The sequence below is a fragment of the Pseudoduganella sp. R-34 genome, from assembly GCF_049904655.1.
Taxonomy (GTDB): Bacteria; Pseudomonadota; Gammaproteobacteria; order Burkholderiales; family Burkholderiaceae_D; genus Rugamonas.
On record NZ_CP184572.1, the window covers coordinates 3,357,686 to 3,375,033 of the forward strand.

Consider the following 17,348-nt stretch of genomic DNA (forward strand, 5'->3'; position numbering starts at 1 on the left):
TCAGGTACCTGCCGGGGCTTGCTGTTGCGGGACCTGCTGCAGCGCGGGCTGGTTCGGTGGCGCTGGCTGCGTTGGTGCAGCCGGCACGGCCGGTTGCTGCGGGGCGCCGTCGGCTGGCGCTGGTTGCTCGCCTTCCGCCGGAACGTCGCCCATGTCGATCGCCAGCACGGTCGGGTCGCTGGCATATTCTTCCAGCAGCCAGTCTCCGTTCAATTGCACCACGCCTTCGGGTACAGGACGGTCGATCGCTGGATGCTTCGGCAGCGCCGAGCGCATATAGTCCATCCAGATCGGCAGCGACAGGGTTGCGCCGAACTCGCGGCCGCCCAGCGACTTCGGATCGTCATATCCCATCCAGGCCACTGCCACCACGCCACCGCCATAGCCGGCGAACCAGCCGTCGAAGGAGTCGCTGGTGGTGCCGGTCTTGCCGGCCAGGTCGGGGCGGCCCAGGCGGCCGGCGGCAGCGCCGGTGCCGCTGCGGGCGACGTCGCGCATCATGCTGTCCATGATGAAGACGTTGCGCTCGTCAAGCACGCGCTCGCCGGCAGTGGCCGGCGCGGGCGGCTCGATATCCATGACGAGCACGCCCTTGGCGTCGGTCACGCGGGAGATCAGGTAGGGCGTGGCCTTGTAGCCGCCGTTGGCGAAGACTGCATAGGCGCCGGCCAGTTGCAGCGGCGTGACGGCGCCGGTGCCGAGCGCCATGGTGAAGTTCTTCGGATGGCGCGACAGGTCGAAGCCGAAGCGGGCCAGGTAGGCGTGCGTATCGTCCAGGCCAGAGGCGCGCAGGATGCGCACCGAAGGTACGTTCTTCGATGCTGCCAGCGAGCGGCGCATGGTGACCTGGCCGTCGAACTTGCCGTCGTCGTTTTGCGGCTTCCACGGCTGTCCGATCGAGCTGCCCGGCAGCTCCAGCGGTTCGTCGGCGATTACCGTGCCGGGGCCGAAGCCCTTGGACACTGCAGCGGAGTAGATGAATGGCTTGATCGAGGAACCAGGCTGGCGCCAGGCCTGCGTCACGTGGTTGAACTTTTGCAGGCCGTAGTCGAAGCCGCCCACCATGGCCTGGTAGGCTCCGGTATTGGCGTCCAGCGCCACGAAAGCAGCCGCGACCTGCGGCACCTGGGTGATGGCCCAGCCTTTCTTTTCGGTCTGCATGACGCGGATCACCGCGCCGGGACGGATCGCGGAAGCAGGCTTGGCCTTGCTGGACAGTGCGGACGCTGCCAGTTTCAGGCCCTCGCCGCTGATCGAAAGCACGTCGCCGTCCGATGTTTCGGCCTTGACCAGGGTAGGGCTGGCTTCCAGCACCACGGCTGGTATCAGGCCGTCGCTGACCACGCGCTTGCCCAGCACCTCGTCGATGGCGTCGCCGCGTTCTTCTTCGTCGGCGGGCAATTCAATATAGGTTTCCGGGCCGCGGTAGCCGTGGCGCTGGTCGTAGGCCAGCACGTTGCGGCGCACGGAGTCGTAGGCCGCTTCCTGGTCGCGCGACTGGATGGTGGTGTAGACGTTGATGCCCTTGGTGTAGGTCTCTTCCTTGAACTGCGCGAAGACAGCCTGGCGCGCCAGTTCGGCCACGTATTCGGCGTGGACGTCGAACTCCTGGCCGCGGTGGTTGACGTGCAGCTGTTCCTTCTTCGCCTTTTCGTACTGGGCTTCGGTAATGTATTCGAGTTCGAACATGCGGCGCAGCACCACCTGCTGGCGCGAGCGCGCTTTCTTCGGATTGACGGCAGGGTTGTTGCGCGAAGGGTTTTGCGGCAGGCCTGCCAGCATCGCCGTTTCGGCGATCGACAATTCCTTCAGCGATTTGCCGAAGTAAGCCTGGGCGGCGCTGGCGAAGCCATAGGAGCGCTGGCCCAGGTAGATATTGTTCATGTACAGCTCGAGGATCTTGTCCTTGTCCAGCGCATCCTCGATGCGGTAGGCGAGCATGGCCTCGGCCAGCTTGCGGGAGATGAATTTGTCCTTGCTGAGATAGAAGTCGCGCGCCACCTGCATGGTGATCGTCGAGCCGCCCTGGCGGAAGCTGCCGCGCAGGTTGGCGCGGGCGGCGCCCAGCACGCGCTTCCAGTCAATGCCGCCGTGTTCATAGAAGCGCGAGTCTTCAATTGCCAGCACGGCCTTCTTCATCAGCTCCGGCACCTGGTCAATCGGCGTGAAGTCGCGGTGTTCCTCGCCGAATTCGCCGATCAGCACCTTGTCTGCCGTGTAGATGCGCAGCGGGATCTTGGGACGGTAATCGGTGACCGCTTCCAGCGTTGGCAGGTTGGGGCGGATCACGAAGGCGGCATAGCAGGCCAGGGCGATGCCGCCGGCCATGGCGGCGAGGCCTGCGCCGATGCTGGCGCGGATGACGTTACGGCGGTTCAGCCAGGAAGGACGATTGATCAAATCAGCTCTCTCGATTGCTAAGTCGGGGCATTATAGACTACTCGATAGTTGCTACTTCATTGCTATTTATGCCATAGTCCTAGGTGTTTTAGTCTAAAAGGATTCACGTGTTCCGTCCCTATATCCCCGACGAGGCGCGGCTGCCGGAAATGACGTTCCGCGCCTTGTTCCTCGGAACCTTGCTGGGCATGGTGTTTGGCGCTTCTTCGTTGTACCTGGTCCTCAAGGTGGGCCTGACGGTCAGCGCTTCGATTCCCGTCGCAGTCATCGCAATCACTTTCTTCGGCCTGGCCAAAAAACTGGGCGGCAAGGATGCCAGCATCCTGGAAAACAGCATCGCGCAGACCGCCGGTTCTGCCGGCGAATCGATTGCGTTCGGCCTCGGCGTGACCATGCCGGCCATCCTGATCCTGGGCTTTGAACTGGAAATCTGGCGCGTCATGCTGGTGGGCGTGCTGGGCGGCCTGCTGGGCATCCTCATGATGATTCCGATGCGCCGCACCATGATCGTGGACCAGCACCACGAGCTGAAGTTCCCCGAGGGGACCGCTTGCGCCGAGGTGCTGAAGGCCGCGGCCAGCGATTCCTCGCGCCAGGCGGCCGGCGAACCGGTGCAGGGCGAGTCCGACGCGGCGCGCGATGCACGCCGCCGCGCACGGCTGATCTTCGGCGGCTTTGGCATCGGGCTGCTGTACAAGGCGCTCAACGTTTCCTTCAAAGGCTGGAAGGACACGCCGGAAGTCGTGCTGGGCGCGCCGCTGAAGGGCGGTTCGATCGGCGCCGAAGTGTCGCCGGAGCTGCTGGGCGTGGGCTACATCATCGGCCCCCGCATTGCGCTGACCATGACGGCGGGCGGCGTGCTGTCCTACCTGCTGCTGATCCCGATGATCAGGTTCTTCGGCGACCCGCTCACCACCATCCTGGCGCCGGCCACCATGCTCATTTCCGACATGGGGCCGGACGATGTGCGCGGCGCCTATATCCTGTACATCGGCGCCGGTGCTGTGGCGGCGGGCGGCCTGATCGCGCTGCTGCGTGCAATGCCGATGATCTGGCGCAGCCTGGCGGCCGGCCTGTCCGGCGTGGGCAAGGGCAGCAAAGCCGACGCTACACGCCGCACCGAGCAGGATATCCCGATGAAGTGGGTGGTGCTGGGTTGCCTGGGCCTGATCGCGGTGATTACGGCGTCCGCGCCGCTGCATATGAATTTGCTGGGCGCCTTGCTGATCCTGGTGTTCGGCTTCCTGTTCTCCACGGTTTCCTCGCGCCTGACCGGCGAGATCGGTTCTTCTTCCAACCCGACCTCCGGCATGGCGGTGGCGACGCTGCTGTTTACCTGCCTGATTTTCCTGATGGTCGGCTGGACCGGCGGCCAGTATTACGTCACGGCGCTGTCGGTGGGGGCGATCGTCTGCATCGCCTCGGCCAACGCCGGCACGGTGTCGCAAGACCTGAAGACCGGCTTCCTGGTCGGTTCCACGCCGCGCCTGCAGCAGTACGCCATGCTGGTCGGCTCGCTGGCATCGGCCCTGCTGCTCGGTCCCATCCTGCTGCAACTGAATAATTCCAGCACGGTCTATGTGCCGGCGGCCCAGGTTGCGCCGGGACTGGCGACCGATGCCTCGCGGCTCACGGCGAGCGCGCGCCTGGAGGGGCCGCAGGCGGCCGGCGACAGCACTACCTACAAGGTGTGGCAGAAGCCGGATGCGCAAGGCGGGCCGGAGGGCAAATACCTGGTCGCGCCGGACGGCAAGGCGGTCTGGTTCGTCGATCCGGGCATCAACGGCACGCACCACAAGCGCCCGGACGGCACCGAGGTGCGCAAATACGATGCGCCGAAGGCGGTGCTGGTGTCGTACATTATCAAGGGCATCCTCGACCAGCAACTGCCCTGGACGCTGGTGATGCTGGGCGTGATGATTGCGTTGGTGCTGGAGATGTCGGGCGTGCAGTCGCTGTCGTTTGCCGTGGGCGTGTACCTGCCGCTGTCGGCCACGCTGCCGATTGCGGTGGGCGGCGTGCTGCGCTGGCTGGCCGACCGCCGCAACAACAGGCTGCCGCAATATGCAGGCATGAACGAGGAAGAGCTGCAGGCGGCTGGCGACCGCAGCGAAGGCGTGCTGCTGGCCTCCGGCTACATCGCCGGCGGCGCCCTGGCCGGCATTGTGATCGCCATCACGGCAGGCGTGATGACCAATTTCGATGCCGCGGTGACCGCGTGGGCCGAAAACAGCAATCCTTTCTTCAGCGGACCGGCGGCCGATTTGCTGTCCTTGCTGCCTTATGCTGTAATCATGGCGCTGCTCCTGTGGGCGGCGCGAGAAAGATCCACACCTTAAAGGAGACTGGGCGATGAGGAAACTGGGTGCGGCGGGCCTGCTGTTGACGATGGGAGCGGCCAGCGCCGCCACGCAAACGGTCGACTGCGGCCGCCTGCTGGACGTCAAGGCCGGTGTCTGGCGCGAGAAGGTCACGGTGCATATCGAGAACGGCTCGGTGAAGGCGATCGAGCCCACCCAAGGCAAGGGCGACGTGGACCTGGGAGCCATGTCCTGCATGCCGGGCTTCATCGACATGCACGTGCACCTGACCAGCCAGACGCAGCCCCAGGTCGAAGCCTTGCGCGGCCAGATGACGCTGGACGCCATCGACCGCGCCTATGACTCGGTCGCCTTTGCTGAACGCACGTTGAAAGCCGGCTTCACCACGGTACGCGACCTTGGCGCCAACGAGGGCCTGAACATTGCGATGAAGCGCGCCATCAATACCGGCGCCATCGTCGGCCCGCGCATGTTCACAGCCGGCAAAGCCATCGCCACCACCGGCGGCCACGCCGACCCAAGCAACGGCCAGTCGCGCGAATTGCGCCACCTGCATGGCACGCCGGGACCGGACGAAGGCGTGATCAACAGTCCCGATGAAGCGCGCCAGGCGGTGCGCGCTCGCTACCAGGAAGGTGCGGACGTTATCAAGATCACCGCCACCGGCGGTGTCCTCAGCCAGGCCAGCAGCGGCATGAACTCGCAGTTTGACGACTCTGAACTGAAAGCGCTGATCGCTGCCGCCAGGGATTACGGCTTCAAGGTCGCCGCGCATGCCCACGGTGCGGATGGCATGAAGCGCGCACTGAGGGCGGGCGTGGACTCGATCGAGCACGGCACTTTCATGGACGACGAAGCGATTGCCCTGTTCAAGAAGACCGGTGGCTGGTATGTGCCGACCATCAGCGCCGGCCGCTATGTGGCGGACAAGGCGAAGGAGCCGAACTACTATTCGCCGCTGGTACGCCCCAAGGCTGCAGCCATCGGGCCGCAGATCCAGGGTACTTTTACCCGGGCCTACAAGGCTGGCGTGAAGATCGCCTTCGGCACCGACGCTGGCGTGTTCCCGCACGGCGAGAACGCAAAGGAATTCGCCTACATGGTGGAGGCGGGCATGCCGGCGCTGGAAGCAATCCGTTCGGCCACGCTCGGCGCCGCCTCGCTGCTGGGCCAGTCCAGCCGCCTGGGGGCGCTGGAGCCGGGTTTCGCGGCCGATATCGTGGCGGTGGCCGGCGATCCATTGAAGGACATCACCCTGCTGCAGAAGGTAGGATTCGTGATGAAGGAAGGCGTTGTTTATAAACTGTAATCGGGGAGCGCATGGCGGACGTAGATTGCGATGTACTGGTAGTTGGCGGCGGGATCAATGGGGCGGGCATCGCCCGCGACGCGGCGGGCCGCGGCCTGTGCGTCGTCCTGTGCGAGAAGGACGACCTGGCGTCGCATACCTCGTCTGCCTCCACCAAGCTGATTCACGGTGGCCTGCGCTACCTTGAGTACTATGAATTCCGGCTGGTGCGCAAGGCGCTGGCCGAACGCGAAGTGCTGTTGCGCAGCGCGCCGCACATCATGTGGCCCATGCGTTTTGTGATGCCGCACGACGCCGGGCAGCGTCCCGCGCTGCTGATCCGTGCCGGACTTTTCCTCTACGATATGCTGGCCAAGCGCGAGCTGCTGCCCGGCTCGCGCGGCATCAACCTGCGTTGCCATCCTGCGGGGCGGCCGCTGAAGGAAACCTACACTGCCGGCTTCGAATACTCCGACGGCTGGGTGGACGATGCCCGGCTGGTCGTCCTGAATGCCGTTGATGCCTGTGCCAAAGGCGCATGCATCCTGACCCGCACCAGTTGCATCGGCGTCGAGCGTCATGCCGATCACTGGGTGGCGACGCTGCGCAAGGCCGATGGCACTGAAAAGCGGATTACCACCCGTGCCGTGGTCAATGCGGCCGGACCCTGGGCGCAGTCCTTCATCCAGTCGGCAGGCGGCAAGCAGCAGTCGCGCCATTTGCGCCTGGTCAAAGGCAGCCATATCGTGGTGCGCCGCATCTTCGAGCATGACCAGGCGTATATCTTCCAGAACAAGGATGGGCGCATTGTGTTTGCCATCCCGTATGAACGCGATTTCACGCTGATCGGCACCACCGACCTTGAATACAAGGGCGACCCGCAGCGCGTGGCGATCGACGAAAGCGAGATCCGCTACTTGTGCGAACTGGCCAGCGGCTACTTCCGCGAGCCGGTGCGCCCGGCCGACGTGGTGTGGACCTACGCCGGCGTGCGCCCATTGCTGGAAGATGCCGCAGCCGACGCCAAGGCCGTGACGCGCGACTATTTCCTGGAGCTGGACAAGGAAGGCGCGCCGCTGCTGAACATCTTCGGCGGCAAGATCACGACGTTCCGCAAGCTGGCCGAGGATGCGGTGGACATCCTTTGCAAGACGCTTGGCCGGCCGGAAAAAGGCTGGACCGAAAGGGCCTGCTTGCCAGGCGGCGACCTGTTTGGCGCCATGCCTCAGAATCGTTCAGTGCAGGAGTTTTGCGCCTGGGCCGCCGCCGTGCAGGTGAAGTACGACTGGCTGCCGCAGGAGCTGGTGAAGCGCTATGTGCGCGCATATGGCACACGGGTGCACACCCTGCTCGAAAGCTGTGCATCGCTGGCGGACATGGGGGAGGAAATCCTGCCCGGCGTGTACGCGGCGGAAGTGAACTACCTGCGCCGCAAGGAATGGGCAGTGACGGCTGCCGACATCCTGTGGCGCCGTTCCAAGCTCGGCCTGCATTTGCCGGCAGGAGCCGAAGCCCGGCTCGACGCCTGGCTGGCAGCGAACTGAAACAAAAAAAGGCAGCCGAAGCTGCCTTTTTTGTTGCCTGATAAATGGGGTGCGTCCCCATTTATTTATTTGACGCCGTGCATCAGTTTCTGGATGACCGGGGCGAGGACGAACAGCAGCACGCCGCCGCCGATCAGGATCCAGAAGCCCTGGGTGTAGCCGGTCAGCGCCGATTCCACGGTCATGCCATGTTCGCCGGACATCATCGATGCGACGATGCCGGACAGGTTGTTGCCGATGCCGGTGGACAGGAACCAGCCGCCCATGCCCATGCCGACCAGGCGGGTCGGAGCCAGCTTGGTCACCATCGACAGGCCGATCGGGGACAGGCACAGTTCACCGATGGACTGGATCACGTAGACCATGAACAGGGTCCAGAACGGAATCATCCTCTTGTCGTCGACCAGGTGGGTCAGGGCGTACATCAGCAGGCCGAACGCCAGGCCGTTACCGATGATACCGAGGGCGAACTTGCGCGGGATCGATGGGTTCTTGCCGCGTTTGCCCATCCAGACCCATACCGCTGCCACGACTGGCGCGAAGAAGATGATGGCGAGCGAGTTCACGGACTGGAACCAGGCGGTCGGGAAGATCATGAAGCCCAGGTCGCGGTTCACGATCTCGTCAGCCAGGAAGGTGAACGACGAACCTGCCTGTTCGAAGAAGCACCAGAACATGATGTTGAAGGCGAAGATCACCATCATGGCGATGGTCTTGTCGCGGGACACGGGACCGTTGCGCACACCTTCCACGATCAGCATCACAACCAGGATCAGGAACAGCACGGTCAGCACGCCCTGCAGTTTTTCCGCGCCCAGCGCCAGCAGGGAGTACACGACAGGAATCATGGCCAGTGCGCCCAGCGCCACGTAGGCGATGCGCATCGGGCTCTTGGCTTCCGGTGCCGGTTCGCCAATGCCCTTCAGGCCGCGGCGGCCCAGGTAGAACCAGAACAGCGAAATGATCATGCCGACGCCGGCGGAAATGAACACGATCTTGTAGGCCGGCGTATTGCCGGTGTTGAAGACCTTCTGCGCCAGAAGCTGGGTAACGATCGGGGCCAGGAAGCCGCCGACGTTGATGCCCATGTAGAAGATGGTGAAGCCGGAATCGCGGCGGGTATCGCCCAGCGAATACAGCTTGCCGACCATGGTCGAGATATTCGGCTTGAACATGCCGTTACCGACGATGATCGTCGCCAGGCCGAACTTGAAGATCGTCGGATCGGGAATCGCAATCATGAACAGGCCAGCTGCCATGAAGCTGGCGCCGAGCAGGATAGAACGCTGGTAACCAAGTATGCGGTCGGCAACGTAGCCGCCGAACAGCGCACCGGCATACACCAGCGCCAGGTAGGAACCGTAAGTCAGGTTGGCTGCTGCCTGGCCCGACTTGTCGCCATGGTAGAACTCGGAAACGACGTACAGTACCAGCGCCCAGCGAATCCCGTAAAACGCAAAGCGTTCCCAAAATTCGGACATGAACAGCATCCAGAGCGGAGCAGGGTGACCCATGATCTGCCTGAATTCAGGGATCTTAGCCTCAGTGGTTTGCGTGATAGGACCGCTCATGCGGTTTCTCCTGGTCGAAAAAAAGCCGAATTGTAATCCACCCCGCACGGTTAAGGGCAAATTCGCGTGCTGCAAAGCAGCATTGTGGTATGTTTGCCAAGCTTGCGTCTGTGAATCGGCATACCAAGAGCGTATATTGAAGGTGCGGCGCCCCAAAAGTTAAATAAAAGGATTTACGTATCATGGACAGCAACGTTGTCGATACTCTCATTGCTCCGGAGGGCAGGCTGGAAGTCCTGTCCAAGGCGGAGGTGGTCCAATTGCTCGACTCGGGCAAAGGCGGCCTCTATAACATCTTTCGCAACTGCGCCCTGGCGGTGCTGAATTGCGGCAGCACGATCGACGATGGAAAGGAATTGCTGGATCGCTTCAAGTCGTTTGACATCAACATCCTGCAGCGCGAGCGCGGCATCAAGCTGGAAATCAAGGGCGCCCCGGCGATCGCCTTCGTCGACGGCAAGATGATCAAGGGCATCCACGAGCACCTGTTTGCGGTGCTGCGCGATATCGTCTTTGTCAGCAACGAAGTCACGGGCAATCCGAAGTTCGACCTGGCCCGCAGCGAGGGCATCACCGATGCGGTGTTCCATATCCTGCGCAATGCCAATGTGCTGAAGCCGCAGCTTAACCCGAACCTGGTTGTGTGCTGGGGCGGGCACTCGATCAATCGCGCGGAATATAACTATTCGAAGGAAGTGGGCTACCAGCTTGGCTTGCGGGGGCTGGATATCTGTACCGGTTGCGGGCCGGGGGCGATGAAGGGGCCGATGAAGGGGGCCACCATTGGCCATGCCAAGCAGCGCTTTACCGGCGGGCGTTACCTGGGCATTACGGAGCCGGGCATCATCGCGGCGGAATCGCCAAACCCGATCGTGAACGACCTGGTGATCATGCCCGATATCGAAAAGCGCCTGGAGGCTTTCGTGCGTGTCGGCCACGGCATTTGCGTGTTCCCCGGCGGTGCGGGCACGGCGGAGGAAATCCTGTATATCCTCGGCATCCTGCTGCATCCGGACAATGCGGAAATCCCGTTCCCGCTGATCTTCACCGGGCCTGAAACTGCGCGCGAGTACTTTGTGCAGATCAATGAGTTCATCGGCCTGACCCTCGGCGCCGAGGCGCAAAAGCGCTACAAGATCATCGTCGATGACCCGGAGCTGGTGGCGCAGGAGATGCAGGAAGGGATGAAGCAGGTGCGCGAATTCCGCAAGTCGCGTTCGGACGCCTATTACTTCAACTGGGCGCTGAAGATCGACGACGAGTTCCAGCGCCCGTTTGCGCCGACGCACGAAAACATGCGCAACCTGAGCTTGCACAAGAACCAGCCGGTGCATGTGCTGGCGGCGAACTTGCGCCGGGCTTTCTCCGGTGTGGTGGCGGGCAATGTGAAGGAAGAGGGCATCCGCACCATCGAAAAGTATGGCCACTTCGAGATCCACGGCGACAAGGAAATCATGGGGCCGATGGATGCGCTGCTGGCATCGTTCGTGGCGCAGAGCCGGATGAAGCTGGCGGGCAAGGCGTACACGCCTTGCTACCGGGTGATCCAGTAAAACAGCTGAGCCCGTGTCACACCCTGGGGTCTGACCCCAAGGTGTGACACGGGCTCGTGCGTATGGCTGGTTTTAGTCTTCTTTACGCAGGTGCGGGAACAGCAGCACGTCGCGGATGTTCGGCGAGTCGGTCAGCAACATCATCAGGCGGTCGATGCCGATGCCGCAGCCGCCGGCTGGCGGCATGCCGTATTCCAGCGCGCGGATGAAGTCGGCGTCGTAGTACATCGCTTCGTCGTCGCCGGCTTCCTTGGCCTTCATCTGGGCCAGGAAACGTGCCGACTGGTCTTCGGCGTCGTTCAACTCGGAGAAGCCGTTGGCGATTTCGCGGCCCACCATGAACAGTTCGAAGCGCTCGGTGATGCCTTCGCGGGTGTCGGAAGCGCGGGCCAGCGGCGACACTTCGATCGGGTAGTCGATGATGAAGGTCGGTTCCCAGAGCTGCGCTTCGGCGGTTTCCTCGAACAGCGCCAGTTGCAGCGCGCCGAGGCCGGCGGTGGCGAATGGCTTCACGCCGAATTTCAGCAGTTCGGCTTTCAGGAAGGCGACGTCGTTCAGTTGCGCTTCGGTGTAGCCCGGCGCGTACTTGTTGATGGCGCCGCAGATGGTCAGGCGCTGGAACGGCTTCGACAGGTCCAGTTCACGGCCGCCGTAGGTCAGCACGGCGGTGCCCTTGGCGTCGATGGCCGCCTGGCGGATCACCTTCTCGGTGAAGTCCATGACCCATTCGTAGTCGGTGTAGGCCGCGTAGAACTCCATCATGGTGAATTCAGGGTTGTGACGGACCGACACGCCTTCGTTGCGGAAGTTGCGGTTGATCTCGAACACCCGGTCGAAGCCGCCCACCACCAGGCGCTTCAGGTACAGTTCGGGAGCGATACGCATGAACATCTGCATGTCCAGCGCGTTATGGTGGGTAATGAATGGCTTGGCCGACGCGCCGCCCGGGATCGGGTGCAGCATCGGGGTTTCGACTTCCATGAATTCGTTCGCTTCCATGAAGCGGCGGATCGAAGAGATCGCAGCGGTGCGCGCCTTGAAGGTGCGGCGGGTTTCTTCGCTGGTGATCAGGTCGACGTAGCGCTGGCGGTATTTGGTTTCCTGGTCGGCCAGGCCGTGGAATTTGTCCGGCAGCGGGCGCAGGGCCTTGGTGATCAGTTTGATCTCGCTGACTTTCACGGTCAGTTCATCGGTCTTGGTCTTGAACAGGGTGCCGGTCACGCCCAGGATGTCGCCCAGGTCCCAGCCGCGGAAGGCTTCCATTGCCTCTTCGCCGGTGGTGTCCACGGTGACGTAGATCTGGATGCGGCCGTCGGCTTTCTGGCCGGAGGCGTCCTGCAGGGTCGCGAATGCGGCTTTCTTGCCGGCTTCGCGGCGCAGCATCATGCGGCCGGCGATGACGACGGGAACCGGCTCGGCTTCCAGCTCTTCACGGGTCTTTTCGCCGTACTGCACGTGCAGGTCGGCAGCTTTGTGCTGAGGGCGGAAATCGTTAGGGAAGGCGACGCTCTGTTTCTCGCGGATGGCGGCCAGCTTGGCGCGGCGCTCGGCGATGATCTTGTTGTCGTCCTGGCCTGGTGCCTGGTCTTGCACTTGGTTTTCCGTAGTCATGTTTTTGGTGGTGGTCAGTTTATTGATATCGATTTCGCTGAAGTCGCGTGCAATGCAGATCACATTGTCGAATGCCTTAAACGCTTCAGCAGGCAAAGTGGTTGTCAGGACGACGCAGCGCATGCCGGCTCGGCGCGCTGCTTCCACGCCCAAAGGCGCGTCCTCGAACACGATGCAGTGCGCCGGATCGGCGCCGCAGCGTTCGGCCGCCAGCAGGAACACGTCGGGTTCCGGCTTGCCGCGTTTGACGTCGGCGGCGCCGACGACGGTGTCGAACTGCGGGCGCACACCCAGGCCGTCCAGCGTGAAGTCCACGTTGCAGGGCGGGGCGGCGGTGCCGACCGCCAGGCGGATGCCGGCGGCTCGCGCTTCGTTCACTAGGGTGACGAAGCCTTTGACCGCACGCAGGTGCGGCCCGTAGATTTCGCGGTACAGCACTTCCTTCTCGTCGATCAGCGCGGTCACGTCGTCGTGCGCCAGGTCCTCGCCGAGGTATTGGCGCATGATTTCGTGGCCGGTGCGGCCGGCGGTGGCGGCAAAGAATGCCGCTTCGTCGACAGCATGGCCGCGGCGGCTGAAGAATTCCAGCCACGAGCGGGTGTGGAAACCCATGTTGTCGACGATGGTGCCGTCCATGTCGAAGATGAAGGCGCGCTGCTGCGTCATTGCTTAGATGCCTTGCTTCAGGGACGCGGAGATGAAGTCGTCCAGGTCACCGTCCAGCACGCCCTTGGTATTACCGGTCTCGAAGTTGGTGCGCAGGTCCTTGATGCGGGACTGGTCCAGCACGTACGAGCGGATCTGGTGGCCCCAGCCGACGTCGGTCTTGGAGTCTTCCAGCGACTGCTGTTCGCTCATGCGCTTGCGCAGTTCCAGTTCGTACAGCTTGGCCTTCAGCATGTCCATCGCTTCGGCCTTGTTGCGGTGCTGCGAGCGGTCGTTCTGGCACTGCACGACGATGCCGGACGGGCCGTGCGTGATACGCACCGCGGAGTCGGTCTTGTTAATGTGCTGGCCGCCGGCGCCGGATGCGCGGTAGGTATCGATGCGCAGGTCGGCCGGGTTGATCTCGATCTCGATCGAGTCATCCACTTCCGGATAGACGAACAGCGACACGAAGGAGGTGTGGCGGCCGCCGGAGGAGTCGAACGGCGACTTGCGCACCAGGCGGTGCACGCCGGTCTCGGTGCGCAGGTGGCCATAGGCGTATTCGCCGTCCACTTTCAGGGTGGCGGTCTTGATGCCGGCAACCTCGCCCTCGGACTCTTCCATCACTTCGACCTTGAAGCCCTTGCGTTCGCAATAGCGCAGGTACTGGCGCAGCAGCATGGAGGCCCAGTCCTGGGCTTCGGTACCGCCGGCGCCAGCCTGGATGTCGATGAAGCAGTTGTTCGGATCCATCGGATTGCTGAACATCCGGCGGAATTCCATCTGTTCGATGGTCTTCTGGATTTCTGCGGTATCCGCAATCACGGCTTCGAGCGTATCGTCGTCGCCTTCTTCCTTGCCCATCGCGAACAGTTCGTTCATGTCGCGCAGGTCGCTTTCTGCCTTTTGCAAGGTCAGGACCACGCCTTCGAGGGCTTTCTTCTCGCGGCCCATATCCTGGGCTTTTTTCGGGTCATTCCAAACGGCCGGATCTTCCAGTTCGGCGTTCAGTTGTTCCAGTTTCTCCGACTTCTTATCGAAGTCAAAGATACCTCCGAAGTTCGGCTTCGCGGGTGGTCAGGTCCGCGAGCAGGTTGGCGAGGGAATTGATGCGTTCAGCTTCCATGGTTTTTCAGGTCTGATAGTTGTTAAATCGAACCTGAAATTATACCTCAGAGGCTGGCGCATCGGGCAGCTCACACAAGCAGGCTGAATTCGGCGCGGTAGAGGGCGCCCCGGCCGCTCGCCGGGCCGCGGCCAGCCGGTTCCATGAAGATGGACAGGCGTCCGGAAAGTGGGTTGTCGATTTCATAAATCCCGGCGTCCAGGCCGGGCGCGCCGCTGAAGAGCAGGGTGAACTGCTCCTGGTGGGGCGCTTCCTTGCCCGGGCGCACGGCGTGCAGGTCGAGCGAAGTGCCGCGCATGCCCTGGTAGGCGATGAATTGCTGGCCAACCAGGTCGCGGAAGCCGGCCATGCGCAGGGTGGACGGCGTAGGCGGCAGGGCGGCCAGCGATGCGGCGCGGGCGACGGCCGGGGCGCCGACCAGGCTTCCGGCGGCGAGGATGAAGTTGCGACGTTCCATGACTTATTCCTTTAACAAGATAGGTTGCCATTCCATGGACAGGTGCATGCCCTCGGTCGCGCCAGGCTGGAATCCGAGCCGGCGGTACAGATCGCCCGCTGGATTGCCGTGCAATACATGCAAGCGCAAGGGCAGCCCTGATTGCTGGCTCTCGTCCTGCAGCCGGGCCAGCAGACGGCTGCCGATGCCCTGGCCGCGGCAGGAGGGACTCAGGCTGATGTCGACCAGGCGGATCTCGTCCCGGCTGCGCGCCACGTACAGGCGGCCGGCCGCAGCGCCGTTGGCCAGCACGATGTTTTCTTCCAGGCCGGGGAAGCGGCGGCGGTAGTCGGTCACCTGGGCTTCGTTTTGCATGCAAACCAGCATGGCCCTGACATTCGGGTCGAGGACGGCAAGGTCCTCGCGTGCGCTTTCCACCAGCGCCAGCAGGAAAGGCTGGTCACCGGCTTCAACGGGCCGCAAAGTGAGCTGGCTGTGCATGTTCAATCAGCTGTGTGGCGGGTAAATGCCGGTGAGGGCAATGATGAAGTTAACCACCAGGTAAGGCTGCAAATTGTTGTGGGGGCTGCTGCCGCCGGCAACGCCGAGAGGTCCTTCCGGCGATGGCGCCACGGCGGCGGCATCGTGGTAAGGGGCGCTGACCGTGATCGGTTTGGCAAGCAGGGCGTTTGCCGGCGATTGCACCGTGGCGCTCGTGTTGGAGGCTGACATGCCGTGGCTGTGTGACGGCATCTGAAGCGCGGTCAGCGCAGTGCTTGCCTCGCCGCCTTGTTCGCCCAGGCCGCGCGGGCTCAGGCCAGGACCGGCCCCAGCGTGCATCGGGATGCGCTGGCGCAGGTCCGGGAGCGCGAAGTTGGTCTTGCCATTGCCGCCGTAAGTGGTGCCGAGAATGGAAAACAGTGCCGTGTTCTGCGCAATGGGAAGAAGCTGGCCATTGCACATTGCCCAGCCCACGGGTGCGAAATTCCCGCTGAACATGCGGACTTCGCCGATATAACGCTCTGCCATGCTGGACTCCTCGACTAGCTCTGCGAAGGGAAGATGCCTTCAATGGCGATAATGAAGCTGAGCGCCAGGAAGGGAGCCATATTGTTATGGGGCTGGTTGCCGCCGGCCGGCTGGATCGCCTGGGGTGACATGGGCACCATGCTGGAGCCGGCCGGTGCGTAAAACTTGGGCTTGGCAGGCGCGGCCGGAACATAGGTCGTCGGCCCGGTCAGGCTGATGCCGGTCCCGGTGGCGGGCGGAACGGCGGTGCTGGCGCTGGCGCTATGGTTGTGCGATGGGAGCTGGTTGCTGGCCAGGGTCACTGTCTCGACGCCCGCCTGCTGGCCCATGACATAGGTGTTGGCGGTTCCCGGTTGCGTGCCTTGGTGCAGCGGCACGCGGCCGCGCAGGTCCGGCAGCGCAAAGGTGGTTTGACCGTTACCGCCGTAGGTGGTGCCGATCAGGGCAAACAGGGCTGTGTTCTGTGCGATCGACAGCAGGCTGCCGTCGCAAAAAGCCCAGCCAAGGGGCGGGAAGTTACCCGCGAACAGGCGAATCTCGCCGATGAAGTTGTCCATGTGCCGGCTCCGGTCTGGTTCAGCTCTGCGACGGGAAAATGCCCTGCAGCGCGATGATGAAGTTGACAGTCAGGTAGGGCTGCATGTTGTCGTGCGGCTGGCCGGCGCCGGCATTGCCCACCGTGGCGGGTGCCAGCGTTGCGGTGCCGTCCTGCGGCGCGTAGTAGTTGAGCGCCCCGGCTTCGACGTTGCCGAGCACGCGCCCGGAGGGATCGGCCTGGTGGCTGACGGCTGTGGAAATGCCCAGGGCGTGGGTATGCGCCGGCATTTCACTGGCGATCAGGGTGTGGCTGGCTTCGCCTCCCTGCTGGCCCAGGTTGAAGCTGGCGTGCACGTGGGCCGGAACCCGGCCGCGCAGGTCGGGCAGGGCGAATGTGGTCTGCCCGTTGCCGCCGTAAGTGGTGCCAAGTATGGAGAACAGGGCCTGGTTCTGGTTGATCGGGAGGATCTGGCAATTGCACAGGGCCCAGCCCTTGGGCGCAAAGCTAAATCCCGTCATCCTGATTTCTGCGAGATACGGTTCAGACATGCAGCCTCCTTGCAGGTGCAGACGCCCCGGCCGGGGCGTTGCGGCCGATTCAGTGGATGGAAGGGGTCAGGAGCGGATGGCGCGCCGGCGGCTCAAGCGCATGGCCATCAGGCCGCCCGCCAGCAAGGCCAGGGTGGCGGGTTCGGGTACGCCAGGGCCGCCCGGATCATTGGGGCCGCGCAGGAACTCAAGGCTGATGTTGTCGAGCTGGTTCCAGAAGATCGGGTCGTTGTTGAAGTTGCCGAACTCGAGGATCGTGCTGTTGCTGAGCGCAGTGACGATCAGGGTGTGGGTGCCCCAATCGCCGGTAATATCCGATTCATTGAAGACGGTGGATGCGCCGAATTTGACCTGGGCCTGGTTATCGGGCGGGAATTGCGGATCTGCAGTCCAGCGCTGCAAGTCGAACTTCAACTGGTAGGTAGCGCCCGCGATCGTGGCGATGGTCTGCTGCAGGAAGCCAAGCTCGGTGGTGTTGAAGTCGCCGAACACGTGGTTGCTGGCGTTTGACAGCGGCGAACCTGTGGGATCGGTGCCGAAGGCCTGGCCGCCGCCGCCGGGGCTGACCAGCGTCCACATGCTGTAGTCGAGGTTTTCGAAATCACCGTTCGTGACCAGGTTGGGACCAGCTTGCGCAAGTGATGCAGTCAGGAGCAGGATGGCGGTCAGCGCGGCACGGATTTTCATGGCTTGTTCCTTTTGGCGGATGGCTGAAGGTTGAGGTGGATCATACGA

Annotated in this window: 14 protein-coding genes and 1 pseudogene; 4 read left to right on the plus strand and 11 right to left on the minus strand. The window is 63.1% G+C overall.

The genetic code is table 11. The features are described from left to right. Positions 1-2,328 carry a penicillin-binding protein 1A gene (locus ACN9MW_RS15545; protein ID WP_426172209.1) on the minus strand — a complete coding sequence of 776 codons (2,328 nt, stop codon included), beginning with the start codon at positions 2,326-2,328 and terminating at the stop codon, positions 1-3. Positions 2,329-2,507: 179 nt separating this feature from the next. On the opposite strand from ACN9MW_RS15545, the gene ACN9MW_RS15550 reads away from it, so the two are divergent. From ACN9MW_RS15550 to glpD, 3 genes are read left to right on the plus strand one after another with little or no spacing between them, the layout of a single operon-like run. Next, positions 2,508-4,739, plus strand: coding sequence for an OPT family oligopeptide transporter (locus ACN9MW_RS15550; RefSeq protein WP_426172041.1), 2,232 nt, complete (start codon positions 2,508-2,510; stop codon positions 4,737-4,739). A gap of 13 nt (positions 4,740-4,752) precedes the next feature. Beyond that, a complete protein-coding gene (locus ACN9MW_RS15555) occupies positions 4,753-6,030 on the plus strand; it encodes an amidohydrolase family protein (protein ID WP_426172042.1) in 1,278 nt (425 codons plus the stop codon). Positions 6,031-6,041: 11 nt separating this feature from the next. Then, positions 6,042-7,553: a glycerol-3-phosphate dehydrogenase gene (glpD, locus tag ACN9MW_RS15560; RefSeq protein WP_426172043.1), complete on the plus strand. Its 1,512-nt coding sequence runs from the start codon at positions 6,042-6,044 to the stop codon at positions 7,551-7,553. 65 nt (positions 7,554-7,618) lie between these two features. On the opposite strand, the gene ACN9MW_RS15565 is transcribed toward glpD, so the two are convergent. Continuing rightward, entirely contained in the window at positions 7,619-9,124 is a 1,506-nt protein-coding gene (locus ACN9MW_RS15565; RefSeq protein ID WP_426172044.1) for a peptide MFS transporter, read from the minus strand. Positions 9,125-9,306: 182 nt separating this feature from the next. On the opposite strand from ACN9MW_RS15565, the gene ppnN reads away from it, so the two are divergent. Continuing rightward, positions 9,307-10,677: a nucleotide 5'-monophosphate nucleosidase PpnN gene (gene ppnN / locus ACN9MW_RS15570; protein ID WP_426172046.1), complete on the plus strand. Its 1,371-nt coding sequence runs from the start codon at positions 9,307-9,309 to the stop codon at positions 10,675-10,677. A 72-nt stretch (positions 10,678-10,749) separates the two neighbouring features. Here ppnN and lysS read toward each other — a convergent pair whose 3' ends face one another. From lysS to ACN9MW_RS15615, 9 genes and pseudogenes are all read right to left on the minus strand, one after another. Then, positions 10,750-12,288, minus strand: a complete 1,539-nt coding sequence (gene lysS, locus ACN9MW_RS15575; RefSeq protein WP_426172211.1) for a lysine--tRNA ligase — start codon at positions 12,286-12,288, stop codon at positions 10,750-10,752. 159 nt (positions 12,289-12,447) lie between these two features. After that, a pseudogene (locus ACN9MW_RS15580) lies at positions 12,448-12,954 on the minus strand (HAD family hydrolase); the annotation flags it as partial. A gap of 3 nt (positions 12,955-12,957) precedes the next feature. Next, a protein-coding gene (gene prfB / locus ACN9MW_RS15585; protein WP_426172047.1) for a peptide chain release factor 2 occupies positions 12,958-14,062 on the minus strand; the annotation gives its coding sequence in 2 pieces (ribosomal slippage) (positions 12,958-13,980 and positions 13,982-14,062; 1,104 coding nt in all). Positions 14,063-14,132: 70 nt separating this feature from the next. Then, positions 14,133-14,519 (minus strand): DUF6916 family protein, encoded by a 387-nt coding sequence (locus ACN9MW_RS15590; protein ID WP_426172048.1) that lies wholly within the window; start codon positions 14,517-14,519, stop codon positions 14,133-14,135. Between the two features lie 3 nt (positions 14,520-14,522). Further along, complete coding sequence (locus ACN9MW_RS15595; protein WP_426172049.1) at positions 14,523-14,999, minus strand: GNAT family N-acetyltransferase; 477 nt, start codon at positions 14,997-14,999, stop codon at positions 14,523-14,525. Between the two features lie 6 nt (positions 15,000-15,005). After that, complete coding sequence (locus ACN9MW_RS15600; RefSeq protein WP_426172050.1) at positions 15,006-15,527, minus strand: phage tail protein; 522 nt, start codon at positions 15,525-15,527, stop codon at positions 15,006-15,008. Positions 15,528-15,541: 14 nt separating this feature from the next. Continuing rightward, positions 15,542-16,084, minus strand: coding sequence for a phage tail protein (locus ACN9MW_RS15605; protein WP_426172051.1), 543 nt, complete (start codon positions 16,082-16,084; stop codon positions 15,542-15,544). Between the two features lie 19 nt (positions 16,085-16,103). Next, positions 16,104-16,613, minus strand: a complete 510-nt coding sequence (locus ACN9MW_RS15610; RefSeq protein ID WP_426172053.1) for a phage tail protein — start codon at positions 16,611-16,613, stop codon at positions 16,104-16,106. Positions 16,614-16,679: 66 nt separating this feature from the next. Further along, positions 16,680-17,300, minus strand: a complete 621-nt coding sequence (locus tag ACN9MW_RS15615) for a PEP-CTERM sorting domain-containing protein (protein WP_426172055.1) — start codon at positions 17,298-17,300, stop codon at positions 16,680-16,682. Positions 17,301-17,348: the final 48 nt, after the last annotated feature.

Excerpts from the sequence above, each read along its gene's own strand:
- ACN9MW_RS15600 (WP_426172050.1), bottom strand. The coding sequence starts at position 15,527 with ATGGCAGAGCGTTATATCGGCGAAGTCCGCATGTTCAGCGGGAATTTC.
- lysS (WP_426172211.1), bottom strand. The coding sequence starts at position 12,288 with ATGACTACGGAAAACCAAGTGCAAGACCAGGCACCAGGCCAGGACGAC.
- ACN9MW_RS15565 (WP_426172044.1), bottom strand. The coding sequence starts at position 9,124 with ATGAGCGGTCCTATCACGCAAACCACTGAGGCTAAGATCCCTGAATTC.
- ACN9MW_RS15615 (WP_426172055.1), bottom strand. The coding sequence starts at position 17,300 with ATGAAAATCCGTGCCGCGCTGACCGCCATCCTGCTCCTGACTGCATCA.
- ACN9MW_RS15590 (WP_426172048.1), bottom strand. The coding sequence starts at position 14,519 with ATGGAACGTCGCAACTTCATCCTCGCCGCCGGAAGCCTGGTCGGCGCC.
- glpD (WP_426172043.1), top strand. The coding sequence starts at position 6,042 with ATGGCGGACGTAGATTGCGATGTACTGGTAGTTGGCGGCGGGATCAAT.
- ACN9MW_RS15595 (WP_426172049.1), bottom strand. The coding sequence starts at position 14,999 with ATGCACAGCCAGCTCACTTTGCGGCCCGTTGAAGCCGGTGACCAGCCT.
- ppnN (WP_426172046.1), top strand. The coding sequence starts at position 9,307 with ATGGACAGCAACGTTGTCGATACTCTCATTGCTCCGGAGGGCAGGCTG.
- ACN9MW_RS15555 (WP_426172042.1), top strand. The coding sequence starts at position 4,753 with ATGAGGAAACTGGGTGCGGCGGGCCTGCTGTTGACGATGGGAGCGGCC.
- ACN9MW_RS15545 (WP_426172209.1), bottom strand. The coding sequence starts at position 2,328 with ATGGCCGGCGGCATCGCCCTGGCCTGCTATGCCGCCTTCGTGATCCGC.
- ACN9MW_RS15605 (WP_426172051.1), bottom strand. The coding sequence starts at position 16,084 with ATGGACAACTTCATCGGCGAGATTCGCCTGTTCGCGGGTAACTTCCCG.
- ACN9MW_RS15610 (WP_426172053.1), bottom strand. The coding sequence starts at position 16,613 with ATGTCTGAACCGTATCTCGCAGAAATCAGGATGACGGGATTTAGCTTT.